At 70.3% G+C, this 22,950-nt stretch carries 26 protein-coding genes, 1 tRNA gene, 1 pseudogene and 1 riboswitch; of the genes and pseudogenes, 12 read left to right on the top strand and 16 right to left on the bottom strand.

From position 1 onward, the window contains the following. Nucleotides 1-144 precede the first annotated feature (144 nt). The 3 genes from ACFWBN_RS12145 (at nucleotide 145) to ACFWBN_RS12135 (ending at nucleotide 1,907) form a co-directional block, all read left to right on the top strand. Nucleotides 145-351, top strand: coding sequence for a hypothetical protein (locus tag ACFWBN_RS12145; RefSeq protein WP_385174676.1), 207 nt, complete (start codon nucleotides 145-147; stop codon nucleotides 349-351). Between the two features lie 99 nt (nucleotides 352-450). Then, entirely contained in the window at nucleotides 451-1,431 is a 981-nt protein-coding gene (locus tag ACFWBN_RS12140) for a NaeI family type II restriction endonuclease (protein ID WP_385174673.1), read from the top strand. Between the two features lie 74 nt (nucleotides 1,432-1,505). Continuing rightward, nucleotides 1,506-1,907, top strand: a complete 402-nt coding sequence (locus tag ACFWBN_RS12135) for a very short patch repair endonuclease (protein WP_385175116.1) — start codon at nucleotides 1,506-1,508, stop codon at nucleotides 1,905-1,907. Here ACFWBN_RS12135 and ACFWBN_RS12130 read toward each other — a convergent pair whose 3' ends face one another. The 3 genes from ACFWBN_RS12130 to ACFWBN_RS12120 all read right to left on the bottom strand — a co-directional run bounded on the left by ACFWBN_RS12130 (nucleotide 1,908) and on the right by ACFWBN_RS12120 (nucleotide 5,017). Beyond that, nucleotides 1,908-3,116 carry a DNA cytosine methyltransferase gene (locus tag ACFWBN_RS12130; protein ID WP_385174669.1) on the bottom strand — a complete coding sequence of 403 codons (1,209 nt, stop codon included), beginning with the start codon at nucleotides 3,114-3,116 and terminating at the stop codon, nucleotides 1,908-1,910. A gap of 143 nt (nucleotides 3,117-3,259) precedes the next feature. Beyond that, the gene (locus ACFWBN_RS12125) at nucleotides 3,260-4,306 is read right to left on the bottom strand and encodes a hypothetical protein (RefSeq protein ID WP_385174666.1); all 1,047 of its coding nucleotides are present in this window, start codon (nucleotides 4,304-4,306) and stop codon (nucleotides 3,260-3,262) included. A gap of 174 nt (nucleotides 4,307-4,480) precedes the next feature. Then, nucleotides 4,481-5,017 carry a GNAT family N-acetyltransferase gene (locus tag ACFWBN_RS12120; RefSeq protein ID WP_385174663.1) on the bottom strand — a complete coding sequence of 179 codons (537 nt, stop codon included), beginning with the start codon at nucleotides 5,015-5,017 and terminating at the stop codon, nucleotides 4,481-4,483. Nucleotides 5,018-5,183: 166 nt separating this feature from the next. Here ACFWBN_RS12120 and ACFWBN_RS12115 point away from each other — a divergent pair, with 166 nt between their 5' ends. Together ACFWBN_RS12115 and ACFWBN_RS12110 are read left to right on the top strand one after the other, a co-directional pair. Further along, nucleotides 5,184-5,363, top strand: coding sequence for a hypothetical protein (locus tag ACFWBN_RS12115; protein ID WP_385174660.1), 180 nt, complete (start codon nucleotides 5,184-5,186; stop codon nucleotides 5,361-5,363). A gap of 33 nt (nucleotides 5,364-5,396) precedes the next feature. Then, nucleotides 5,397-5,696 carry a hypothetical protein gene (locus tag ACFWBN_RS12110; protein ID WP_385174657.1) on the top strand — a complete coding sequence of 100 codons (300 nt, stop codon included), beginning with the start codon at nucleotides 5,397-5,399 and terminating at the stop codon, nucleotides 5,694-5,696. Between the two features lie 310 nt (nucleotides 5,697-6,006). Here the strand turns inward: ACFWBN_RS12110 and ACFWBN_RS12105 are convergent, their stop codons facing one another. The 5 genes from ACFWBN_RS12105 to ACFWBN_RS12085 all read right to left on the bottom strand — a co-directional run bounded on the left by ACFWBN_RS12105 (nucleotide 6,007) and on the right by ACFWBN_RS12085 (nucleotide 11,035). Further along, the gene (locus ACFWBN_RS12105) at nucleotides 6,007-7,266 is read right to left on the bottom strand and encodes a DUF445 domain-containing protein (RefSeq protein WP_385175113.1); all 1,260 of its coding nucleotides are present in this window, start codon (nucleotides 7,264-7,266) and stop codon (nucleotides 6,007-6,009) included. Between the two features lie 330 nt (nucleotides 7,267-7,596). Continuing rightward, nucleotides 7,597-8,259, bottom strand: coding sequence for a DUF1707 domain-containing protein (locus ACFWBN_RS12100; protein ID WP_385174653.1), 663 nt, complete (start codon nucleotides 8,257-8,259; stop codon nucleotides 7,597-7,599). A gap of 101 nt (nucleotides 8,260-8,360) precedes the next feature. Further along, nucleotides 8,361-9,320, bottom strand: a complete 960-nt coding sequence (locus ACFWBN_RS12095; protein ID WP_385174650.1) for an ATP-binding cassette domain-containing protein — start codon at nucleotides 9,318-9,320, stop codon at nucleotides 8,361-8,363. Nucleotides 9,321-9,324: 4 nt separating this feature from the next. Further along, nucleotides 9,325-10,215, bottom strand: coding sequence for an ABC transporter permease (locus ACFWBN_RS12090; protein WP_385174648.1), 891 nt, complete (start codon nucleotides 10,213-10,215; stop codon nucleotides 9,325-9,327). Beyond that, a complete protein-coding gene (locus tag ACFWBN_RS12085; protein WP_385174645.1) occupies nucleotides 10,208-11,035 on the bottom strand; it encodes an ABC transporter permease in 828 nt (275 codons plus the stop codon). The genes ACFWBN_RS12090 and ACFWBN_RS12085 overlap by 8 nt, the downstream gene beginning before the upstream one ends. Before the next feature lie 196 nt (nucleotides 11,036-11,231). Here ACFWBN_RS12085 and ACFWBN_RS12080 point away from each other — a divergent pair, with 196 nt between their 5' ends. Continuing rightward, nucleotides 11,232-13,733 (top strand): transglycosylase domain-containing protein, encoded by a 2,502-nt coding sequence (locus ACFWBN_RS12080; RefSeq protein WP_385174642.1) that lies wholly within the window; start codon nucleotides 11,232-11,234, stop codon nucleotides 13,731-13,733. 14 nt (nucleotides 13,734-13,747) lie between these two features. On the opposite strand, the gene ACFWBN_RS12075 is transcribed toward ACFWBN_RS12080, so the two are convergent. From ACFWBN_RS12075 to ACFWBN_RS12065, 3 genes are all read right to left on the bottom strand, one after another. After that, on the bottom strand, nucleotides 13,748-14,068 hold the full coding sequence (locus tag ACFWBN_RS12075) for a DMT family transporter (RefSeq protein WP_385174639.1): 321 nt from the start codon (nucleotides 14,066-14,068) through the stop codon (nucleotides 13,748-13,750). Between the two features lie 31 nt (nucleotides 14,069-14,099). Further along, nucleotides 14,100-14,171: riboswitch (guanidine-III (ykkC-III) riboswitch) on the bottom strand. A gap of 58 nt (nucleotides 14,172-14,229) precedes the next feature. Further along, complete coding sequence (locus ACFWBN_RS12070; protein ID WP_385174636.1) at nucleotides 14,230-14,571, bottom strand: GroES family chaperonin; 342 nt, start codon at nucleotides 14,569-14,571, stop codon at nucleotides 14,230-14,232. A 22-nt stretch (nucleotides 14,572-14,593) separates the two neighbouring features. Beyond that, nucleotides 14,594-14,914: a DUF3618 domain-containing protein gene (locus tag ACFWBN_RS12065; protein ID WP_385174634.1), complete on the bottom strand. Its 321-nt coding sequence runs from the start codon at nucleotides 14,912-14,914 to the stop codon at nucleotides 14,594-14,596. Between the two features lie 110 nt (nucleotides 14,915-15,024). On the opposite strand from ACFWBN_RS12065, the gene bcp reads away from it, so the two are divergent. After that, nucleotides 15,025-15,492, top strand: coding sequence for a thioredoxin-dependent thiol peroxidase (gene bcp, locus ACFWBN_RS12060; protein ID WP_385174631.1), 468 nt, complete (start codon nucleotides 15,025-15,027; stop codon nucleotides 15,490-15,492). Nucleotides 15,493-15,640: 148 nt separating this feature from the next. Then, nucleotides 15,641-15,724: transfer RNA gene (locus ACFWBN_RS12055), tRNA-Leu, on the top strand. 62 nt (nucleotides 15,725-15,786) lie between these two features. Here the strand turns inward: ACFWBN_RS12055 and rdgB are convergent. The 4 genes and pseudogenes from rdgB to ACFWBN_RS12035 form a co-directional block, all read right to left on the bottom strand. Further along, complete coding sequence (gene rdgB, locus ACFWBN_RS12050) at nucleotides 15,787-16,395, bottom strand: RdgB/HAM1 family non-canonical purine NTP pyrophosphatase (protein ID WP_385174628.1); 609 nt, start codon at nucleotides 16,393-16,395, stop codon at nucleotides 15,787-15,789. Between the two features lie 7 nt (nucleotides 16,396-16,402). Then, nucleotides 16,403-16,807: a hypothetical protein gene (locus ACFWBN_RS12045; protein ID WP_385174625.1), complete on the bottom strand. Its 405-nt coding sequence runs from the start codon at nucleotides 16,805-16,807 to the stop codon at nucleotides 16,403-16,405. Between the two features lie 81 nt (nucleotides 16,808-16,888). Next, nucleotides 16,889-17,620 (bottom strand): ribonuclease PH, encoded by a 732-nt coding sequence (gene rph / locus ACFWBN_RS12040; RefSeq protein ID WP_385174622.1) that lies wholly within the window; start codon nucleotides 17,618-17,620, stop codon nucleotides 16,889-16,891. A 99-nt stretch (nucleotides 17,621-17,719) separates the two neighbouring features. Continuing rightward, nucleotides 17,720-17,959 (bottom strand): annotated as a pseudogene (locus ACFWBN_RS12035) (glucose PTS transporter subunit EIIB); the annotation flags it as partial. A 222-nt stretch (nucleotides 17,960-18,181) separates the two neighbouring features. On the opposite strand from ACFWBN_RS12035, the gene ACFWBN_RS12030 reads away from it, so the two are divergent. Both ACFWBN_RS12030 and ACFWBN_RS12025 read left to right on the top strand, forming a co-directional pair. Then, nucleotides 18,182-19,483, top strand: coding sequence for a PTS transporter subunit EIIC (locus ACFWBN_RS12030; RefSeq protein WP_385174618.1), 1,302 nt, complete (start codon nucleotides 18,182-18,184; stop codon nucleotides 19,481-19,483). 250 nt (nucleotides 19,484-19,733) lie between these two features. Next, nucleotides 19,734-21,005, top strand: coding sequence for a PTS transporter subunit EIIC (locus ACFWBN_RS12025; protein ID WP_385174615.1), 1,272 nt, complete (start codon nucleotides 19,734-19,736; stop codon nucleotides 21,003-21,005). 74 nt (nucleotides 21,006-21,079) lie between these two features. Here the strand turns inward: ACFWBN_RS12025 and ACFWBN_RS12020 are convergent, their stop codons facing one another. Continuing rightward, nucleotides 21,080-21,832 (bottom strand): MBL fold metallo-hydrolase, encoded by a 753-nt coding sequence (locus ACFWBN_RS12020; RefSeq protein ID WP_385174612.1) that lies wholly within the window; start codon nucleotides 21,830-21,832, stop codon nucleotides 21,080-21,082. A gap of 205 nt (nucleotides 21,833-22,037) precedes the next feature. On the opposite strand from ACFWBN_RS12020, the gene ACFWBN_RS12015 reads away from it, so the two are divergent. After that, on the top strand, nucleotides 22,038-22,457 hold the full coding sequence (locus ACFWBN_RS12015; protein ID WP_385174610.1) for a hypothetical protein: 420 nt from the start codon (nucleotides 22,038-22,040) through the stop codon (nucleotides 22,455-22,457). Nucleotides 22,458-22,459: 2 nt separating this feature from the next. Beyond that, nucleotides 22,460-22,807 (top strand): DUF488 domain-containing protein, encoded by a 348-nt coding sequence (locus tag ACFWBN_RS12010; RefSeq protein WP_385175110.1) that lies wholly within the window; start codon nucleotides 22,460-22,462, stop codon nucleotides 22,805-22,807. Nucleotides 22,808-22,950: the final 143 nt, after the last annotated feature.

Below are 22,950 nucleotides of genomic sequence, written 5' to 3'. Positions count from 1 at the left end.
CAGGAACATCCCGCACGTCACCGCATCTGCCGGGATCCGGCATCGCGGAGCAAGAACAGCACACCGCTCCACCTCCTCCCCCTGCCCGAAACCGTCCAGGGACACCGCACCCATGCCCGCTCTTTCAATGGAGTTGACCGTTACATGCTGAGCATCTCACTGTCCGCACTGGTCCTCATGATCGCCATCGCCGTGGTGTTCGCCCTGTTCATGGCCGGAGCTGCGGTCGCGGTGGCGCGGTGGGACCACCGTTCGGTGGCGGCGTCGATCATCACGGGGGCCGTTGCGTTCGCCGGAACTCTGACCCTGGCGTTCCTGCTGTTCGGGCTGGTACTCGGAGCGGGCACCTGACAGCCGCCGGCGGACAGGACCGCCCGGACTGACCGCGCCGGTAGGCTCATTGCCATCCCGCGGTCGGCTCCTCTGAGGCCGCCACCCCTTACCAGACAGGTGGTCCGCTTGCTGTCTCCGGACATTTCCGCTGCCCTGATCATCCAGGACCAGGCATTGCCCCAGGACGACCCCGAACTGGCCCTGGTCTACACACAGCTGCGCCGGCTCGACCCTGTGGGCCAGCGGTTCGCCACGGTACTGAGAGACACAATCGATCAGCTGCTGAACGGCGAAGTGACGGGCCGGTACGACTGGAAGTCTTTGTTCAAGACGGAGAAGACCCACGCCGGAACAGTCGTCGAGATCAACCTCCAGCGCGAGTTCGCGTTCGAGGACGGCATCGACATGGACTACCGGATCGGAGGCGTGGACGTCGACTGCAAGTATTCGCAGAAGTTCGGCGGCTGGATGATCCCGCCGGAGGCAATGGGGCACCTGTGCCTACTCGTCTGGGCGGACGACTACAACAGTGTCTGGAGCGCCGGCCTGCTCCGGATCGTCCCCGAGTTGCTGAACGGGGGAAGCAACCGGGACATGAAACTGCAGGTCAAGGCGGAGCACCGCACAAAAATCCGCTGGCTCTGGCGGGATGTCGAGCTGCCCGAGAACACCCTGCTCCACATGGATCCCGCAGACCGCGAGGCCGTGTTCGCCAAGAAGTCTGGCCAGGCCAGGCTCAACGAGCTGTTCTTGCGTGCTCAGCGCCGCCGGATCGGACGGAACGTCGTACGGACCGTTGCCCAGCAGAAGGACTACATGAAACGAGTCCGGGGAAACGGCGGTGCCAGGTCCTCGCTCCGCCGTGAGGGAGTCATCATCATGGGCGACTACAGCGCACACCAGGAGATCGCCCGGCAGCTCTCCCTCCCTGTGCCGCAGGAGGGCGATTTCGTCAGTGCCCGTGTCGTCCGGAGCATCCCGGGAGACAGCAGGCCCTCTGCCGTCATCAACGGGGAGTCCTGGGTCCTGGCCGAGAGCGGGGACCCGGTGATCCCGGCACCGCTCCTCCCCGCGCACACATCATCTAGCAGCGACTGAGGTCTGAAGCAATGAGCGACCCGTGGACGCCTCCGGAAGGGTCATGGGCTTCGTCGGCGGCGCGGCGCAGGAACATGCAGGCGATCCGGAGCCGTGACACCAAACCGGAACGGCTGATCCGCAGCATGCTGCACGCTCGGGGGCTGCGCTACCGAGTGGCGGCGCGGCCCGTCAAGGACCTTCGCCGGACCGCCGACATCGTCTTCGGGCCGGCGAAGGTGGCCGTGTTCATCGACGGCTGCTACTGGCACGGTTGCCCCGAGCACTATGTGCCTCCCAAGACGAACCCCGGCTACTGGTCCGGGAAGGTCGCTGGGAACATGGCACGCGACCGGGACACCAACCAGCGCCTGCGGGAAGCCGGCTGGACGGTGCTCAGGTTCTGGGAGCACGAAGCCGCTGCCGACTGTGCGGTCCGGATCGCGGCCGAGGTGGAAAAGCGCCGCGCCCGCGGAACCGGTGCGGGCACGGCCTGATTAGGACTGCCCCTGGCCCCGCTCGCGGGCCGCCATGAGGACCTCGATGATCGACTTGCCGACTGCCGCCGCGACGGGCGGCGGGAAGGCATTGCCGACCTGCCGGTACTGCGCGGTCTTGCCGCCGGTGAACTGCCAGTCCCGGGGAAAGCCCTGAATGATCGCCGCTTGCTCGACCGTGAGCATCGGCCCGTCGGGCCCGAAGAGATCCCTGCCCTCGGATCCCTTCTTCTCGCAGGTGACGATGTCATTGGCAACACCGAGTCCGGAGACACCAAGCAGCTTCCAGGACGCCTTGGCCCGGCTCGGGCCGAGGTCCGCCCCTCCGTGCTTCTTGGAACCACCGACGAGTGTGGGCGCGATGCCGCCGGCCTTGCTCCTCGGCTCAGCACCCTTGCCCTTCAGCTCGGCGTCACGGCGCGTGGCCTTGTCAAGCCACTCGTCGTACTTCTTGCGAGCGAGCTGCCCGTGGGCGCCGTCGTAGTAGCGCTCGTACCGCTCACGCATCGTCTCGTCGAGCGCTACCGCGACGCTGACCGGGTCCTCGTGAGTGGGGGTCGGCCACTCGTACTTCAGATCCTTGAGTACGTCGTCGCGGATGGCGACCAGAATGGCGCGCGGACGGAGCTGCGGCACGCCGAAGTCACTGGCCTCCAGGACGTCCCACTTGCAGACCGTATAGCCGAGGCCCCTGTCATGGGCCGCGCTCCCGTCCTCTTCGCGGTAGTCGCCACCCTGCAGCCTGGCCTGGATCCAGTCTCGGTAGTCGGAGAACTTCGGGTCCATGATTCCGCGCACGTTCTCGATCATCACCGCGCGGGGTTTCAGCTTCTTGACGAGGTCGAGCATCCTCGGGAAGAGATCACGCTCATCGTCCCTGCCCAGCTGCTTGCCCGCGTGCGAGAAGGGGGGGCACGGAACCCCGCCGGCCAGGAGGTCGAGTTCGCGCGGCTCGAGTTGCGAGCCCTGCTTCGTCAGGTGCTTGTCGGGCCGGAAGTCGTTGACGTCCATCTCGAGCACGTCGCAGTGCTGCTGCTCCCACGCCCACGTCGCGCGTGTCTCGATGTTTCTGCGCAGCGTAGCGGCCGCATGCTGGTCGATCTCCACCAGCGCAAGGTGCTTGAAGCCCGCCTCGTGCAGGCCGATGGCCTGTCCTCCGGCTCCAGCACAAATCTCGATCGAGGTGAATACCGCCTCAGTGCTGGTCATGCACCCTCCTTCTATCACGTACAGCGCTGGCGCCCTGTGCCACCAGCCATCACAGAGGGTGACAGACCCCACTGACATCGACCCCGGTTCCCAACAAGTGTGCGGCATCACCGCCCCCACTCCTGCCACTCGGCTGAGGCCCGTCACCGGCCAGCAGGGGCGGTACCGAACAGTTGCAGCTGCTGATGGCCGCGGGCATGGGCTGTGGGTGGGGTTTGGCGGGTGGTGGCCAAAGCGAGGAGGGTGCGGAGGGCCGAGATGACCTCCGTGGGGGTGTCGCGGATCATCGACGGGGTCGCGCTGACCACCAGGATGCCGTGGGATTCCAGGCGGAGGCGGCGGCGGAGGGTGGCGTGCCAGGCGTCGCGCGTGTAGTGGTACTCCGCCGAGTCGATCTCCAGGGCGACGCCCTCGTCGGGCCAGTAGGCGTCCGGGCTGGCCAGGAAGGTGCCGTCCGGGGTGTAGAGGCGGGCGTTCCACAGGGGGGTCGGGAGGTCCGTCGCCGTGAGGGTGTCGCGGGCCCGGGCCTCGGCGATCGAGCGGACTCCGGCGAGCAGTTCCGCCGCGGCGGCGCGGATCGCGGGGCGGGCGAGGAGTCGGGAGGCGCGGAGTTCGGCGTGCAGGTCGTGCGGGTGGCACCAGCCGGCCTGGACGACGTGGGCCAGGGTCGAGCGGATGCGGTCGGGGTCCTCGGCGCGGGCGGCGAAGTCGGCTGCCGCGCGGACCGGGCGGGTGCTGGGGATGCCGGAGACGGTGATGGTGCGCGGCCAGCGGGAGGTCGGGAGCGGCCGGACCTCCGGGGTGCCGGTGAGGCGGCGCGGGGCGCGGATCAGTACGTCGGCCGGGGTGTACGGGGCGTCGCGGATGCCGAGGAGGGCGAGCGCGGCGCCGCCGGTGAGGGCGGCCGTGTCCCCGGAGAGGGGGTCCGCGGCGGGCTCGGCGGCGTACAGGACGGCGGAGAGGGCGCGTTGCCGGTGGTCCGGGGCCCGGTCTGGAGGAGGTAGACGCGGGGCAGCAGGCGCTGCCAGGGGCCGCCGGGGCGGGCCCGGGAGGTGATCGTGCCGTCGGGAATGCCGGCGGCGGTGAGCTGGTGGCGCGTGGCCAGGTTGAGCTGGCGGCGGGGTGCGGTGGGGGACTGCTGCGCGGTGATCATCATGCGGCCGGTATGCCCGGCCCCATCGGGAAGACACCCCCCTGGTGGGTGTCCTTCGCCGCCGGTGGGTGTGTGGGTATGAGGGCGCGCGCGACCCCCGGCGCCACGGGGTCGCGCGCCCTGGATTCCGCAGTGTCGTGGTTGCGGCACCGGGGAGAGTTCGTGCGGAGTGGCGGAGACGAAGGGGCGTGAGGGGTCCCCCAGGGCCCCGCTAGCGGTTCGGGTGGTCCGGGGACAGGAAGACGATGACGCCCGTCTCCGTGCCGGGGCGGGCCGCGACCTCGTGCCAGCCGAGGCGCCGGTAGGTGGCCACGGTGTCGGTGGCGAGGCGGGAGGTCAGCAGCCAGGCGCGCCGGTCCGGGGCGTCGGCGGTGATCTCGGTGAGCAGGGCGCGGCCGGTGCCGCGGCCGCGCGCGTAGGGGCGTACGGCGAGTTCGTCGATCTCCAGCGCGCCGGTCAGGAGCTCCTTCACGCGGTCCGGGCCGAGTTGGGCCGCGACCTGCGCGTACGCCCGGTCCTTGGGGAAGGCGGCCGGCGTGACCCAGCCCGTGGCGAAGCCGTCGATGCCGGTCGCGGACTGGGCCAGGGCCGTACGGAAACCACGGCGCCGGGAGTCGGTCTGGAGGCGGGTGGCGAACTGGCGAATGGTTTCTTCGTCCTCGTTCCACGGCGGGCCGGAGAAGACGTCGGCGTAGGCGTCGACCAGTTCGTCCGCGAGGTCTAGGACGGCCTGTCCGTAGCAGATCACGATGTCCAGGCTCCTGAGGTCGGGTGGAATTTCCTGTTTGGGTGGGGAGATTGAATTTATGCGCTTCGGGTTCCCTGCGCCGCACATCGCACGGATCCGGCGAGTGTGCGACAAATCCCCTCCGCGCCCTCCGTGTCGGGACACCCCGCGGCCGCGTTGAGCAGGCGTGGAGAGACTGCTTAGGGCGGCCGGCCGGTGCGCCCTCGCCTTCGTTCTCGTCCTGGGTCTCGTTGCGCTGCTGCCGCGGGCGGTACGGGACGCGGTGCCGGATGCCGTGATCGGCGGAGCCGTGCTGGTGGTGGTGTGGGTGCTGGGCGCCCGCCGGGTCGCGGGGCGGCCGCGTTAGCCTCGTGGCACCAGAGGAGACAGGGAGTTGGACATGGTGCGGGTACCGAGTTCCGTGGTGGCGGCGGCCGGGCTGGTCGGCGGGTACGCCGTCGCCCGGTGGACGAAGAAGCGGCCCCTGGGTGGGGTCGTCCTCGGCGCCGCCGGGATCGCGGCCGGGCGGGAGTGGCACCGGCAGGGCGGGGCGCCGGCGGCGGCCGGGCTCGGGGCGCTGTACCTCGCCGGCTTCGCGGGCGCGCACCCGCTCGCCAAGAAGGTCGGCGCGTGGCCGGCCGTCTTCGGGGCCGCGGGGGTCGTGGCCGCCGCGGCGTGGGCTGTCGCCGACCGGGGCTGACCGCCGGCCGGGCAGGCGGTTTCGGCGGGGCCGGGTGTGTGGCGGGCGCCCCCGCAGGGCGCCGAACGCAATACGGCTGTCACTCTCCGACCCCTGGTCACGTTCGGCGCCCGAGGAGGTGCCCCGGCGCGCGCCCGGCCCCGCCGGAACCGGGTGCGGCGCCGCGGCGCAAGCGGCCCCGGGCTGCGCCCGGGCTCCTGGGGCTCCGCCCCAGACCCCGCGCCTCAAACGCCGGCGGGGCTGAATTTGACCCCGGCCGACTGCGCCGGTGCGGCTACAAGATCGGGGCTCCGCCCCGGGCCTCGCGGCCCTACGCCCCGAACGCCCGCGACACCGCGTAGATCAGCAGGCCCGCCAGGGCGCCGACCACCGTGCCGTTGATGCGGATGAACTGCAGGTCCCGGCCGATGTGGGCCTCGATCTTGCGGGAGGTGTGCTCGGCGTCCCAGCCCGCCACCGTGTCGGTGATCAGCGAGGTGATCTCGGCCCGGTAGGTGGTGACCACGTACACCACCGCGCCCTCGATCCAGCCCTCCACCTTCCGCTGGAGGCGCCCGTCCGTGGCGAGCCGCGCGCCCAGGGACATCAGCGAGGAGCGCACCCGCAGGCGCAGCTCGCTCTGCTCGTCCTCCGCCGCCGAGATGATCATCGAGCGGACCGCCGACCAGGCGGAGGCGATCACGTCCTGGACCTCGTCGCGCGCGAGGATCTCGGACTTGAGGCGTTCGACGCGGGCGCGGGTCTCCGTATCCGACTGGAGGTCGGCCGCGAAGTCCGTCAGGAAGCGGTCCACCGCGCCGCGCGCCGGGTGCTCCGGCATGTCCCGCATCTCGGTGACGAAGCGCAGCAGCTCCTTGTAGACGCGCTCGCCGACCTTCCGGTCCACGAACCGCGGGGTCCAGCCGGGGGCGCCGCCCTGGACGGCGTCCGAGATCGACTCCCCGTGCGTGATCAGCCAGTCGGCCGCGCGGCCGCACACCAGGTCCACGGCCCGGTGGTGCCCGCCGTCCGCGACGACCCGCTCCAGGGTCTTGCCGAGGCCCGGCGCGATCTCGGCCGTCTCGGCGCGGCGCGTGATCGCCTCGCCGACCACGGCTTGGACGTCGGAGTCGCGCAGTACGGTCAGGGCTCCGCGCAGCGCCGTGGCCAGCTCCGCGGTGACCCGGTCCGCGTGCGCGGGCTCGGCCAGCCAGGCGCCGAGGCGGCCGCCGATGCCGAGCGCGTGCAGGCGGGCCTTGACCACGTCGGCGGAGAGGAAGTTCTCGCCGACGAACTCCCCGAGGGTGACGCCGAGCTGGTCCTTCTTGGTCGGAATGATCGCGGTGTGCGGGATGGGCAGGCCGAGCGGCCGCTTGAAGAGAGCGGTGACGGCGAACCAGTCCGCGAGCGCGCCGACCATGCCGGCCTCGGCGGCGGCCGCGACGTAGGCCGCCCAGCCGCCGGCGCCCCAGGCGTGCTGGGCGTACTTGGCCAGTACGTAGACCAGCGCGACCAGGATCAGGAGGCCGGTCGCGGTGGTCTTCATCCGGCGGACGCCGCGGCGGCGCTCCTCGTCGGCGGCGTTGAACACGAACGCTCCGCGGGTGGGCGCCGGGGTCGGCTCCGCCGGGGGCTCCGCCGGTGGGGCGGCTCCTCTGGTGCTGGTGCGGTCGTTCACGTGGTCCTGCCTTCCCCCGGGGGCGCCGGTTTTGTCTGCATAGCATCCGACTATCGGGAGGCGGGAGGAGTTCCCGGCACGCCGTTTCGCTCCCGCGAGGGGATGCCGTGCCGGGGAGGCCGGATGAGCTCTGCTGACCTCTGCCGACCTCTGCTCCGGCCAGAGCCGCAGAGTGCGGCGCCGTTGCCGGGGCGCTGACCCAGGCCCCGCGCCTCAACCGCAGGCGAGGCTGGATGTGGCGGCCTACAGCTCCTTGCGCGGCGGGGTGCCCGGCGGCAGCTTCGGGGCCTTGACCTTGATCTCCACGCCGCCCCAGAAGGCGAAGCCCGTGACGACCACGCGCGGAGCGCCCGGTTGCGCCGGGCCCGGGCTGTCGCGTTGGTCGAAGGCGCCCATCAGGCCGAAGCCCCGTACGTCGACCTCCACGCCCGGCGGCACCGTGATCTGGATGCCGCCCATGATCGCGACGCAGTTGATCACGACCTCGCGCTGCGCGAAGTCCGCCTCGCGCAGGTCCAGCTCCCCGCCGCCCCAGAACGCCACCGCGTCGAAGCGGGCGGGCACCGTCCAGCGGCCCTTGCGCTGGAACCCCGACATGACCGCCACGGCCGTCGCGGACGTGCCCGTACCGCCGATCCGGGCCGGCCACGCCGAGCCGGATACGAAGGCCGCGGGAACGGGGGACGACGCCGGCATCGGCATCGGTTCCGCCGGCAGGTCCCGCGTCAGCGGTTCCAGTTCCGCGTACGTACGGGACTTGTACGCCGCCTCCAGCCGCTCCTCGAATTCCTCCATGTCGAGCCGGCCCTCGGCGACGGCGTCCCGCAGACGCTCCACCACCCGGTCCCGGTCGGCATCCGACGCCCTCAGCTCCGGCAACGGCTTCTCCGGCCGCTCGTCACTCATGCGCACCAGCCTATGCAGGGTTCCAGGGGAGTTGTATGGCCCGGCCCCCACTCCTACCCCGGCTTCTCCCTGATTTATCCCCCAACCCCGGCTCCGCCCCCTCAGCCCCGCCCCGCGTACATCCGCGCGATCACGTCCTCGATGTCCGGCTCCCGCACCGACAGGTCCACCAGCGGGTACCGCGCCGCCACCTCGGCGACCAGCGGCGCCGCCGAAGCCCCCGCCGGGAACGCCAGCCACTGCCGCGGCCCGTCCACCTTCACCACCCGCGCCCCCGCCACCTCGATCGGCGCCAGCTCCCGCTCCAGGTCCACCACCAGCGTCCGCTCGCCGTTGCCGACCGAGTGCAGCCCGCCCAGCGCCCCGTCGTACACCAGCCGCCCGTGGTCGATCACCATCACCCGCTCGCACAGCTGCTCGATGTCCTGGAGGTCGTGCGTGGTCAGCAGCACCGTCGTCCCGAGCTCCTCGTTCAGCTGCCGCAGGAAGCCCCGTACCTTCGCCTTGCTCACCACGTCCAGCCCGATCGTCGGCTCGTCCAGGTACAGCACGTCCGGATCGTGCAGCAGCGCCGCCGCGATGTCCCCCCGCATCCGCTGCCCCAGCGACAGCTGCCGTACCGGTACGTCGAGCAGCTCGCCCAGGTCGAGGCGGTCCACGCAGCGCTCCAGGTTCTCCCGGTACCGCGCCCCCGGGATCCGGTACATCCGCCGCATCAGCCCGTACGAGTCCTTCAGCGGCAGGTCCCACCACAGCGTCGTGCGCTGCCCGAAGACCACCCCGATCCGGTGCGCGAGCCGCATCCGCTCCCGCGCCGGGTCGATGCCCGCCACCCGCAGCCGGCCGCCGCTCGGCGTCAGGATCCCGGTCAGCATCTTGATCGTGGTCGACTTCCCGGCGCCGTTGGGCCCGATGTAGCCGACCACCTCCCCCCGGGCCACCTCGAAGCTGATCCCGTCCACCGCCCTGACCTGGCGTTTCTCCCGGCGCCACAGCCCCGCCCGGCGCCGTACGTCGAAGACCTTCTCGACCCCGTCCAGCGAGATCAGCGCATCCACCACAGCTCTAGCTCCCCGTACTCCGGTACGAACGGACTCCCGCGCGCCACGCCAGCGACGCGGGCAGGAACACCGCGAAGGCCACCAGCGGGCTCGCGTACGCGACCCACCCCGGCAGCCCCAGCGGATCGGGCCGCCCCAGCACGTGCAGCGCCGGCAGCCAGTTGACGAAGGCCAGCGGAACCACGAAGGTCACCCCGCGCAGCAGGTCCTTGGCGAACACCGTCGGCGGGTACTGGAGCATCGTGCAGCCGCCGTACGTGAAGGAGTTCTGCACCTCCGCCGCGTCCCCGGCCAGGAACTGGAACGCCGCCCCCGCCACCATCACCGCACCGAAGATCCCCGCCCCGGCCGTGATCATCACGGGCACCAGCAGCACCTTGCCGACGGTCCATTCCACGTCCAGCACCGACACCGCCCAGGCCAGCACCCCCAGCCCCTGCGCGCACCGCCCCAGCCGGCGCAGCGCGAACCGGTCCGCCGCCACCTGCGCGAGCACCGGGACCGGGCGCACCAGCATCGTGTCGAGCGAGCCGTCCCGGATCCGGACGCCGATCCGGTCGGTGTTGCCGAGCAGCAGGTCCGCCAGGCCCAGGGAGGTCGTGCAGGTCCCGTACAGCAGGGCGATCTCGGGCAGCGTGAACCCTCCCAGGACGTCCACGTGCGAGAACATGATGACGATCGCGACGAAGTCGAGGAGGGTGATCGCCGCGTTCCCGAAGGTCGACAGGAAGAATGACGTCCGGTACGTCATCGTCGAGCGGATCCACATCCCCACCACCAACCGGTAGCCGCGCAGCCCCTCCAGCGCGCGGTTGCGCCGGGGCAGTTCCGGGAACGCGGAAGCGGACGGCTCCCGCTCCAGCACCGCCTCCACCGCCTCCACCGCCTCAGCCACCCTGGACCACCACCTTCCGCGTCGCGGCCGACTGCAACAGCCGCCCCGCACCCAGCAGTACGAGCACCCACCCGGCCTGGAACACCAGCGCCTCCACCGCGCCCCCGGCCCCCGCGTGCTCGCCCAACAGCACGTCCATCGGCACCTGTAGCATCGCCGCCCACGGCAGGGACCGTACGAACTCCCCGAAGCCGCCCGGGAACGCGGTCAGCGGCAGCAGCATCCCCGAGAAGAAGATGGACACGACCGTGGCGATCATGTTGATCCCGGCCCCGTCCATCAGCCAGAAGGCCAGCAGCCCCAGCAGGTAGCGCACGGCGAAGCTCACCACCAGCCCGAGCACCACCGAGACCAGGAACAGCAGCCAGCGCACCGGATCGGCGGGCAGCGCCAGCTCGAAGAACAGCGCCCCCGCCACCAGCGGCACCACCCCGCGCCCCAGCAGCTGGAAGGCGGCCCGCCCCATGTCGGCCGCGAGCCACCACAACTGGAGGTCCGCCGGCCGGTACAGGTCGACGGCGATGTCACCCGTACGGACGCGCTCCTGGATCTCCTCCTGGAAACCGCCCCCGATCAGCGCCCCGGCGGCGAGCAGCGACTGGCTCACCCATACGAAGGTCAGCGCCTGCGCCTGGTCGTAGCCGCCGAGCCCGGGCCGCTCGTCCCACAACGCGATGTAGGTGTACGCGACGATGAAGCCGAACACGGTGTTGGTGAACACCCCGGCCGCCGTGGCGATCCCGTAGGTGGCGTAGCGCCGGAATCCGCCCACGGCGACCGCCAGGTAGAGACGTGCTCTCCCACGCGTCCTCTGACGCACCGTATCCCTCCGTTTTGCCCCGTCGTTCCTACGTCGGTCCCACGTCGGTCCTACGTCGGCCAAAGCGCGCGAGCTTAGTGCGGAGGGGCGATCCACGCGAACGAATTACGCCCGTCCGGAGCGGAATCACCGGCCATCGGGTAGACACCAGGGGTACAGAAGTGGATATTTCGCACGGCGCCGAGGAGTCCTGGAGATGAGCGACCAGTCACCACCACCGGGCTGGACCCCTCGCGATCCGGACACCCCGCCCGATGCGGCGCAGCCGCGCACGCAGCCAACGGGCAAGCAGCGCAAGCCGGGAAGGCCCGGGAAGCAGCAACAGCCGGGCCATCCGGGACAGCCGGAACGGGCGGGCCATCCGGGACAGCCGGGCGGGCCCGGCAAGAAGGCCAAGCGGAAGCGGACCGGCTGGCGGCGCGTCGTCCCCACCTGGCGCATGGTCCTGGGCGGCGTCCTGCTCCTCGCCCTGCTGCTCGGCGGCGCCCTCGTCGCCGGCTACCTGCTGGTGGACATCCCGCCGGCCAACGCCGCCGCCACCGCCCAGTCCAACGTCTACCTCTACTCCGACGGCTCCCAGATCGCCCGCGACGGCGAGGTCAACCGCGTCAACGTCCCGCTCTCGCAGATCCCCCGGACCGTCCAGGAAGCCGTACTGGCCGCGGAAGACCGGGACTTCTACTCCGAACGGGCCGTCGACCCCAAGGCGATGCTCCGCGCCGCCTGGAACACCGCGACCGGCAAGGGCACCCAGTCCGGCTCCACCATCACCCAGCAGTACGTCAAGAACTACTACCTGGGCCAGGAACAGACCATCAAACGCAAGGTCAAGGAGTTCTTCATCGCGATCAAACTCGGTCGCGAGAAGTCGAAGAACTACATCCTCGAGGGCTACCTGAACACCAGCTACTTCGGCCGCAACGCCTACGGCATCCAGGCCGCCGCCCAGGCCTACTACGGCAAGGACGTCGGCAAACTCACCACCGCCGAGGGCGCCTACCTCGCCACCCTCCTCAACTCCCCCAGCGCCTTCGACGTCGTCTCCCACCCCCAGAGCCGCCCGCGCGCCCTCGCCCGCTGGAACTACGTGCTCGACGGCATGGTCAAGAAGGGCTGGCTGCCCGCCGCCGAGCGCGCGACGACCCAGTTCCCCGAACCGGGCAAGGTCCGCGCCGCCGCCGGACTGTCCGGGCAGCGCGGATACCTCGTCGAGGCCATCAAGGACTACATCGTCGAAGGGAAGATCCTCGACGACAAAACCCTCGCCGAAGGCGGCTACCGCATCACCACCACCATCGACAAACGCCGCCAGAACGCCTTCGTCGAAGCCGTCGACGACCAAATGGTGAGCAAACTCGACCCGGAAACGCGCAAGGCGGACCGGGTCGTGCGCGCCGGCGGGGTCTCCATCGACCCGGCCACCGGCAAGGTCGTCGCCATGTACGGCGGCATCGACTACACCAAGCAGTACGTCAACAACGCGACCCGGCACGACTACCAGGTCGCCTCCACCTTCAAGCCGTTCGTCTTCGCGGCCGCCGTCGAGAACGACTCCCGCACCCAGGACGGCCGCCGGATCACCCCGAACACAATCTACAACGGCGACAACAAGCGCCGCGTCGTCGGCACCCGGATCCCCTACGCCCCCGAGAACGAGGGGCAGGTCTCGTACGGGAACATCAGCGTCAACACCGCCACCGACCTCTCCGTGAACACCGTCTTCGCCCAGATGGTCGTCGACGTCGGCACCGCGAAGGTCAAGCAGACCGCCGTCGACCTCGGCATCCCCGAGAACACCCCGAACTTCGACCCCGGCCCGGCCATGGCCCTCGGCACCCTCCAGGCCAGCGTCCTGGACATGACCCAGGCCTACGCGACCCTCGCCGACCACGGCCGCCGCACCCCCTACACCTTCGTGGAGAAGATCACCAAGGGCGACGACACGATCGGCCTGCCCGCCCGCACCCCCACCCAGGCCGTCACCCGCGAGGCCGCCGACACCACCACGTCCATGCTGGTCAGCGTCGTCGACAACGGCACCGGTACGGCCGCCCTCGCCGCCGGGCACCCGGCCGCCGGCAAGACCGGCACCGGCGAGCTGGACCGCTCGGCCTGGTTCGCGGCGTACACCCCGAACCTGGTCACGGTGGTCGCGATGATGGGCCAGGACCCGGACACCGGAAGCCTCCAGTCGCTGTACGACGCCCTCGGAGAGCCCCGTATCGGCGGTGGCGGCTACCCGGCCCGGATCTGGGCCCAGTACACGAAGACGGCCCTGGAGGGCACCGACCCCGTCGACTTCGACCTGGAGCTCCAGCCGGGCGGGGCACTGCTGCCGACCACCCCGCCGACGCAGTCGGACCAGCCGACGGAGACCCCGTCGGACGAGGACACGGAGACGCCCCCGGGACGGCCGACCAGGCCGGGACGCCCGACGCCCCCGACGGGCGGCCAGGACAACGGAGGACAGAACCAGGGAGGCCAGACGCAGGGGGGCCAGACGCAAGGCGGCCAGGACAACGGCGGACAGACGCAGGGCGGCCAGACCCAAGGGGGTCAGAACAACGGCGGCCAGACCCAGGGCGGCCAGGACAACGGCGGAACCACCACCGGAAACCAGGGCGGCACCACGACGGGCGCGGACGGCGGCGGAGTCACGGAGGGCCTGCGCCCGCCACCGTCGGCGTTCCTCGAATAGCCGGGATCCCGGGATCAGTGACCGGAGGTCGCCTTCAGCCCCACCACGGCGACCAGCAGCAGACAGATGAAGAAGATCCGGGCGGCGGTGACGGGCTCACCCAGCACCGCCATACCGAGCACGGCCGCTCCGGCGGCACCGATGCCCACCCACACCCCGTACGCCGTACCGATGGGCAGCGTCTTGGCGGCGTACGAGAGCAGCACCATGCTGGCGACGATCCCGGCGCCCGTGAACACGCTGGGCCACAGCCGGGTAAATCCTTCGGTGAACTTCATGCCGATCGACCAGCCGACCTCAAGCAGACCGGCGGCGAGAAGAAGAACCCATGCCATGACGGCACCTCCGAGACATCGAGCGATACGGGGTGCGTCGTCTTGTCGTACCCGGTACGGCGCGTCTCGTCGGGGTTCCCCACCACCGTAGCAAAGGGCAGGCAAAAGGGCCGGTGACGTCCGCCACCGACCCTTCTCGATCTACCGCTGCCGCTGTCGGCTCAGAGGTAAAGCCCGGTGGAGTCCTTGGACCCCTCCAGCCGCTCCGCGGCCACGGCGTGCAGGTCCCGCTCGCGCATCAGCACGTACGTCGACCCCCGCACCTCCACCTCGGCCCGGTCCTCGGGGTCGTACAGCACCCGGTCACCGGGCTCGACGGTCCGGACGTTCTGCCCGACCGCGACCACCTCGGCCCAGGCCAGCCGCTTGCCCACCGCGGCCGTCGCCGGGATGAGGATGCCGCCACCGGAGCGGCGCTCGCCCTCCGGCAGGTCGGACTTCACGAGCACGCGGTCGTGAAGCATGCGGATGGGCAGCTTGTCGTGGGTGGTGTTCTCGCTCACGCCTTGAACCTACCTGAGGGCGTCATCCGCGCTTGCGCCGCACCGACACGACGAGCAGCCCGACCACACCGGCGGCGAGCAGCGCGACGGGCACGATCCGCTCGACGCGCGGGGCCCCGTCCTCATGGCGCAGTCGGCCGGTCACGTCCGTCACGAGACGGTTGACCGCGACGAAGGCACGCCCGGCGGTGTGGTCGACCGTCGAGGCGACCCGTGCCTTCGCGTCCCCGATGATCGTCTTCGGGTGCATGCGCACACCGATCTCGTCGAGCGTCTCGGCGAGCTGCTCGCGTCGGCGGACGATGTCCGCCTCGATCTGTGCGGGGGTCCTGGCTTCCGGCACCGCGCGCCTCCGTCGTCGTTGTCGTGTCTCGCATGGGGCGTAGTCCCCCATCTACAGGCTGTCAGCTTAGTCTCGTGGCATACCGATGCCCTCCCGAGGAGACTGTTGAGATGAGCGAGCGACTGCAGCCGGGCGACACCGCCCCCGCCTTCACCCTGCCCGACGCGGACGGCAACGAGGTCTCGCTCGCCGACCACAAGGGCCGCAAGGTGATCGTCTACTTCTACCCGACCGCCCTGACGCCGGGCTGCACGAAGCAGGCCTGCGACTTCACGGACAACCTGGACCTCCTGGCCACGGCCGGCTACGACGTCATCGGCGTCTCCCCGGACAAGCCGGAGAAGCTGGCGAAGTTCCGCGAGAAGGAGCACCTGAAGGTCACCCTGGTCAGCGACCCGGAGAAGGAGACCCTGACCGCCTACGGCGCGTACGGCGAGAAGAAGCTGTACGGCAAGACGGTGACCGGGGTCATCCGCTCCACGGTGGTCGTGGACGAGGAGGGCAAGGTCGAGCACGCCTTCTACAACGTCAAGGCCACGGGCCACGTAGCCAAGATCATCAAGGACCTGGGCATCTGACCCGCCCCACCCGCCCGACGACACCCGGCGTCCGGCATCGCGGCACCCAACTCGGACTCGACGTCAGCCATTTCGCACACCCTCCCCGGCCGCCCCTTAGACTGAATCCGACCCAGCCGGACTCGATGTCCGAATTGGGTCACATGTCGCGGTTGTGGTGGAATTGGCAGTCACGCTTGGTTTAGGTCCAAGTGGGGTAAAACCCGTGGGGGTTCGAGTCCCCCCAACCGCACATCACACCGAAGGCCCCGTACGCAGATGCCGCGTACGGGGCCTTCGGCATGCCGGACGGGGTCAGCCCAGGAGCTCCCGGACCACCGGGACCAGGGCGCGGAAGGCCTGGCCGCGGTGGGAGATGGCGTTCTTCTCGGCGGGCGAGAGTTCCGCGCAGGTGCGGGATTCGCCGAACGGCTGGAGGATCGGGTCGTAGCCGAAGCCGCCCGTGCCCGACGGGGTGTGGCGGAGGGTGCCGAGGAGGCGGCCCTCGACCACGCGTTCCGTGCCGTCCGGGAGGGCCAGGGCCGCCGCGCAGGCGAAGTGGGCGCCGCGGTGGGCGTCGCCGATGTCCCCGAGCTGGGCCAGCAGGAGCGCCAGGTTGGCGGCGTCGTCGCCGTGGCGGCCGGCCCAGCGGGCGGAGAAGATGCCGGGGGCGCCGTTCAGGACGTCGACGCAGAGGCCGGAGTCGTCGGCGACCGCCGGGAGGCCGGTGGCCTGGGCCAGGGCGTGGGCCTTGAGGAGGGCGTTCTCGGCGAAGGTGACGCCGGTTTCCTTGACGTCCGGGATCTCCGGGTACGCGTCCGCGCCGACCAGCTCGTGCGGCAGGCCGGCGTCGGACAGGATGGCGTGGAGTTCGGAGATCTTGCCCGCGTTGCGGGTGGCCAGGATCAGGCGGTTGGGCTGCATGCCCCCATTATCCCGGGGTGCAGACCTTCGAGATCTCGCTCGCGGCGTCCGCGACCGGCGTGATGTCCGGGGCGGTGTTGCCCTGCTCGATGGACGTGCGGACGTTCTTGATGGCGGTGTTCATCGAGGTGATGGCCTTGCCCAGGTCGGCGTTGTCCGTCTGGTCGCCGATCTTCTTGAGGTTCGCGTCGATCTGGTTGAGCGCGTTCTGGGCGTCCTGCGGGCTGTTGCCGGCCTGGGAGACGGCCTGCTGGAGGTCGCCGACGCCGTCGGTGATGGCCACCGCCGTGTTCGCGCAGTCCATCGCCGTGGAGATCGCGTCGCAGGACGTCAGGGCCGGGATGGTCAGCGCGGCCGCGGCGGCTATGGCGGCCAGGCGGTACTTCGGCTTCGGCTTCAGCTGCGGCTTCATGAGGATCCCCCAAGGCGATCGGATGCGTGGACGGGCGCACGGTGGTGACACCGTGCGCCCGTATCTTCGTAGACGCGGGGCCTACAGCTCCAGTTCCAGCGCACTCAGCTGGAGGGCTTCCAGGTCCGCGCAGCCGCCGGCCGCGAGGTCCAGGAGGGCGTTCAGTTCCTTGCGGTCGAAGGGCTCGCCCTCGGCGGTGCCCTGGACCTCGACGAAGCGGCCGTCGCCGGTGCAGACCACGTTCATGTCGGTCTCGGCGCGCACGTCCTCCTCGTAGCAGAGGTCGAGGAGGGGCTCGCCGTCGACGATGCCGACGCTGACGGCGGCGACGGTGCCGGTCAGCGGCTTGCGGCCGGCCTTGATGAGCTTCTTCTTCTGGCCCCAGGCGACGGCGTCGGCGAGGGCGACGTAGGCGCCGGTGATGGCGGCGGTGCGGGTGCCGCCGTCGGCCTGGAGGACGTCGCAGTCCAGGACGATGGTGTTCTCGCCGAGGGCCTTGTAGTCGATGACGGCGCGCAGCGAGCGTCCGATGAGGCGGGAGATCTCGTGGGTGCGGCCGCCGATCTTGCCGCGGACGGACTCGCGGTCGCCGCGGGTGTTGGTGGAGCGGGGCAGCATCGAGTACTCGGAGGTGACCCAGCCTTCGCCGCTGCCCTTGCGCCAGCGCGGGACGCCTTCGGTGAAGGAGGCGGTGCAGAAGACCTTGGTGTCTCCGAAGGAGATGAGGACGGAGCCCTCGGCGTGCTTGCTCCATCCGCGTTCGATGGTGACCGGGCGGAGCTGTTCGGGCGTACGGCCGTCGATGCGAGACATGTCTCCGAGCCTAGTCCCTGCGGCGTAACGCGAAGACCCCGTCCGGGTGCGTCCGGTACGGGGTCCTCGGGTGGTGGGGTGGAGCCGGTGGGGCTCAGCTCACATCATGTCTTCGATGTCGGCGGCGATCGGGTCGGCGTCGGTGCCGATGACGACCTGGATCGCGGTGCCCATCTTGACGACGCCGTGGGCGCCGGCGGCCTTCAGCGCGGCTTCGTCGACCTTGCTCGGGTCGATGACCTCGGTGCGCAGGCGGGTGATGCAGCCCTCGACCTCTTCGATGTTCTCGATGCCGCCGAGCCCGGCGACGATCTTCTCAGCCTTGGTGGCCATGTGTTTCTCCCTGAGTGTTACGAAGAACGGGTCTCGGCGGCCAGGTACATGGTTCCCACCTGTGCGGTCCGCTTTGTCACGTTAACGCACGGTTGGCCCATCTACGCGGGCACATGACTGCCATCTGCCGAATGATGACGATCAGCAGCAGCCTGCCCGCAACTGGTCTACACCAGTGTGCCGCAAGTGCTGCGGCTCCCAAAAACGGGCCGGTCAGGGAGGACGCCGATGAGCGCGAGCAGCGCCGCAGCAGTGCCACAGCAAAAGTGGTGGAACGGCTTGTTCCAGGGGCTGCAGAAGATGGGGCGGAGCCTTCAACTGCCGATCGCCGTACTGCCCGCGGCGGGCATCCTCAACCGGCTGGGCCAGGAGGACGTCTTCGGCAACAAGGGCCTCAACTGGACGGTCGTCGCCAACGTCATGAAGGGCGCGGGAGAGGCGCTGCTCAACGCCGACCTCGGCCTGCCGCTCCTCTTCTGTATCGGCGTCGCGATCGGCATGGCGAAGAAGGCCGACGGCTCGACCGCGCTCGCCGCGGTGGTGGGCTTCCTGGTCTACCGGGGGGTGCTGCACGCGTTCCCGAAGGACTGCGCGGAGGGGAGCAAGGCCGTCGCCGGGGGCTGCCTGGCGGCGAACAACACGTTCACCGGGTTCGAGTACCAGAATCCGGGTGTCTTCGGCGGCATCATCATGGGCCTGCTGGCGGCCTGGTTCTGGCAGCGCTACCACCGCGTGAAGCTGGTCGACTGGCTCGGGTTCTTCAACGGCCGCCGGCTGGTGCCGATCATCATGTCCTTCGTCGCGATCGCCTTCGCCGGGCTCTGCCTGTGGATCTGGCCGCCGGTCGGCGACGCGCTGGAGAGCTTCTCCGACTGGCTGACCGGGCTGGGCTCGTGGGGGGCGGGGATCTTCGGCGTCGCGAACCGCGCGCTCTTGGTGATCGGCCTGCACCAGTTCCTGAACGTGCCGCTCTTCTACCAGTTCGGGTCGTACACCACGCCGAAGGGGGAGACGTACCACGGCGACGTCAACATGTTCCTGCACGGCGACCCGAACGCCGGCCTGTTCCTGTCCGGCTTCTTCCCGATCATGATGTTCGCGCTGCCGGCGGCGGCGCTGGCGATCACGCACTGTGCGAAGCCGCAGCGGCGCAAGGAGGTCGGGGGGCTGATGCTGTCGATCGGCCTGACGTCCTTCGTCACCGGGATCACCGAGCCGCTGGAGTACTCGTTCCTCTTCCTGGCGCCGCTGCTGTACGCGGTCCACGCGGTGTTGACGGGTGTGTCGATGGCGGTGACGTGGGCGCTGGGGGTGCACGACGGCTTCACCTTCTCGGCGGGCCTGATCGACTACGTCATCAACTGGAACCTGGCGACGAAGCCCTGGCTGATCATCCCGATCGGGCTGTGCTTCGCGGTCGTCTACTACGTGATCTTCCGCTTCGCGATCACCAAGTTCGATCTGGCCACCCCGGGCCGGGAGTCGGACGAGGAGATCGCGGCGATGCAGGCGGAGAACGTGAAGGCGTAGAGGGGCGAGGGCCTTACGCCCCGCGCCTCAAGGGCCCTCGGATCCTTCGATCCGAGGGCCCTTCGTCGTGTGGTTTAGACCACAGAAAATCGAAGGTTCCTTATCTAACCCCGACCGTGCTACAACTGGTCTACACCACCGAATGGTGTAGACCATGCGCGTGCCGAACAGCCGTGGTCTCCCTTTCTGAGACGCCGCCGTCCCCCCTGTTCATGTCCCCTGGCGGCGCCTTGCCCACTGGAGGAACCACATGTCCACAGCGACCGCTGCGGAAAAGAAGAAGGGCGCTGGCGTGATGGCCGTCATGCAGCGCATCGGCCGGAGCCTCATGCTCCCCGTTGCGGTGCTGCCTGCCGGTGCGCTGCTGCTCCGCCTGGGCGCGGACGACATGCTCGGCGACAAGGACGTCTTCCCGACGTTCATCCTCAAGATCGCCGGCTACATGGCCGCCGGCGGTGGCGCGATCCTCGACAACATGGCGCTGCTGTTCGCCGTCGGCATCGCGATCGGCTTCGCGAAGAAGTCGGACGGTTCGACCGCCCTCGCGGCCGTCACCGGTTACCTGGTCTTCCAGAAGGTGCTCGCCACCTTCACCGACAGCAACCTGCCGAAGGTCGCCAAGGTCGACGGCGACAAGATCATCCACGTGGACGCGGCCGTCAACGCCGGTGTCCTCGGCGGTGTCGTGATGGGCATCATCACCGCCCTGCTGTACCAGAAGTTCTACCGGACCAAGCTGCCGGACTGGGCGGGCTTCTTCGGCGGCCGCCGCCTGGTCCCGATCCTCTCCGCCCTCGCGGGTCTGGCCACCGGTATCGTCTTCGGTCTGATCTGGCCGGTCCTCGGCACCGGTCTGCACAACTTCGGTGAGTGGCTCGTCGGTTCCGGTTCGGTCGGCGCGGGCATCTTCGGTGTCGCCAACCGTGCGCTGATCCCGATCGGCATGCACCACCTGCTGAACTCCTTCCCGTGGTTCCAGGCCGGCTCCTTCGACGGCGCCAACGGTGCCGTCCACGGTGACATCGCCCGCTTCCTCGCCGGTGACCCGAACGCCGGACAGTTCATGACCGGCTTCTTCCCGATCATGATGTTCGCCCTCCCGGCGGCCTGCCTCGCGATCGTGCACTGCGCCCGCCCCGAGCGCCGCAAGGTCGTCGGCGGCATGATGTTCTCCCTCGCGCTCACCTCCTTCGTGACCGGTGTGACCGAGCCGATCGAGTTCACCTTCATGTTCATCGCCCCGGTGCTCTACGCGATCCACGCGGTCCTCACCGGTATCTCCATGGCGCTGACCTGGGCCCTGGGCATGCGTGACGGCTTCGGCTTCTCGGCCGGTCTGGTCGACTACCTGCTGAACCTGGGCATCGCCGACAACCCGCTGGGCCTGGCCGGCATCGGCCTGTGCTTCGCGGCGGTCTACTACTTCGTCTTCCGCTTCGCGATCACCAAGTGGAACCTCCCCACCCCCGGCCGCGAGTCGGACGAGGAGCTCGCCGAGCTGCTGAAGGCCGAGGCCAAGTAGGCCCGCCCGTCCATACGACGGAGCCCCCGCTCTCCCGGAAGGGAGGGCGGGGGCTTCGTCGTGCGTGCGGTGGCTCAGACCTCGTAGACGGCGCCCGAGTACGCGAGGTCCACCGGGCCGTCGTAGACCGCGCGGGCGTCGGCGAGGTTCTGCGCGGCGTCCGTCCACGGCGGGATGTGGGTGAGCACGAGCCGGCCGACCCGGCCGCCGCGCGCGTACTCGCCGGCCTCGCGGCCGTTGAGGTGGAGGTCGGGGATGTCCTCCTTGCCGTGCGTGAAGGAGGCCTCGCAGAGGAAGAGGTCGGTGCCCTCGGCGAGCAGGCCCAGCTCGGGGCAGGTCCCGGTGTCCCCGGAGTACGTGAGCGAGCGGCCGCCGTGCTCGATGCGGATGCCGTACGCCTCGACCGGGTGGCTGACCCGCTCGGTGCGGATCTGGAAGGGGCCGATCTCGAAGCTGCCCGGCTTAAGGGTGCGGAAGTCGAAGACCTCGCTCATCGAGCGCTCGTCGGGGACGTCGTCGTAGGCGGTGGAAAGGCGCTTCTCGGTGCCCTCGGGGCCGTAGACGGGGATGGTGCCGCAGCGGCCGCCCTCGTGCCGGTAGAAGCGGGCGACGAAGTACGCGCACATGTCGATGCAGTGATCGGCGTGCAGATGGCTCAGGAAGATCGCGTCGAGGTCGTAGAGCCCGATGTGGCGCTGCAGCTCGCCGAGGGCGCCGTTGCCCATGTCGAGGAGCAGCCGGAAGCCGTCGGCCTCGACGAGGTAGCTCGAACAGGCCGATTCCGCGGACGGGAACGACCCCGAACAGCCGACGACGGTGAGCTTCATGGAGCGTGAACCTCCGTGGACGGTCCGTGGACGGAATGCGGGCCGTGCGTGGGTCGAGCGTAAGGCGCGAAACGGCCGGTCGCTCCTCCGCGGCGGGCCGTTGTGGGGGGAATCACCTGCGCTGTCACCCGGGGGAGCGACGGCGGGCACGCACGTTGCCACACGTTGCCATGCCGGGGCGTTCCCGCGCGGCTACGGTCGAAGCATGGACACGTCCTGGTGGCCGGCGGTGGCCGCGGTCGTGGCCGTGGCGCTGGTGCTGCTGGTCGCCGGGGCTCGGCTGGGGCTCCCGCGCCGGGCCCCGCCCGCGCACGGGACCGGGCCGCCGCCGCGGCCGCGGGCGGGTGAGCTGTGGTGTCTGGCGGACGGCCGGATGTGCCTGGTCCTGGCGGTGGGGCCGGTACGGGGCCACCGGGCGCGGGTCGCGTGGATCACCGGCAAGTACGACGACCGGCGGGCCGGGGTGATCCCGCTGCCCCCGGGGACGGTGGGGGCGCAGGGCCGGGCGGCCTTCCTGGAGGCGGACCGGCCGGCGGAGGTGTCGCTGTGGGAGTTCCGCAAGCGGATGGGGGTGCTGGATCCGGCGGTGTGGGACGAGGTCAAGGGACTGGGAGGTGGCGGGTGACGGTGATCCGGATCCGGAGGGTGTACGACGCCGCCGAGCCGGGGGCGGACGGTGTGCGGGTGCTGGTGGACCGGCTGTGGCCGCGGGGGCTGTCGAAGGAGGCGGCGGGGGTGGACGAGTGGCCCCGGGCGGTCACGCCGTCGGCGGAGCTGCGGAGGTGGTTTCACGGGGGTGGCTCCGCGGGGGAGTTTCGACGGCGGTACGAAGCGGAGCTGGCGGAGCCGGAGGCAGTGACGGAGCTGGCCCGCCTGCGGGGGTTGGCGGCGGCTGGGCCGGTGACCCTGCTGACCGCGGTCAAGGACCCGGCGTCCAGCCATGCCGCGATCCTGGCGGAGCTGCTGGGCGGCTAGGCCCGCCGGGTTGCCGCTGCGCGGAGCCGGGTCCCCTACCCGCCCTTCCACCGTTCCCCGGGCTCCGCCCGGACCCGCTCAAGACCTGGGCTCCGCCCCAGACCCCGCGCCTCAAACGCCGGCGGGGCTATAGATAGCCCCGC

Source organism: Streptomyces sp. NPDC059989 (genome assembly GCF_042736975.1).
Lineage (GTDB): Bacteria > Actinomycetota > Actinomycetes > Streptomycetales > Streptomycetaceae > Streptomyces.
The sequence above is the reverse complement of the archived record's forward strand: the minus strand, read 5'-3'. Positions and strand labels throughout refer to the sequence as shown.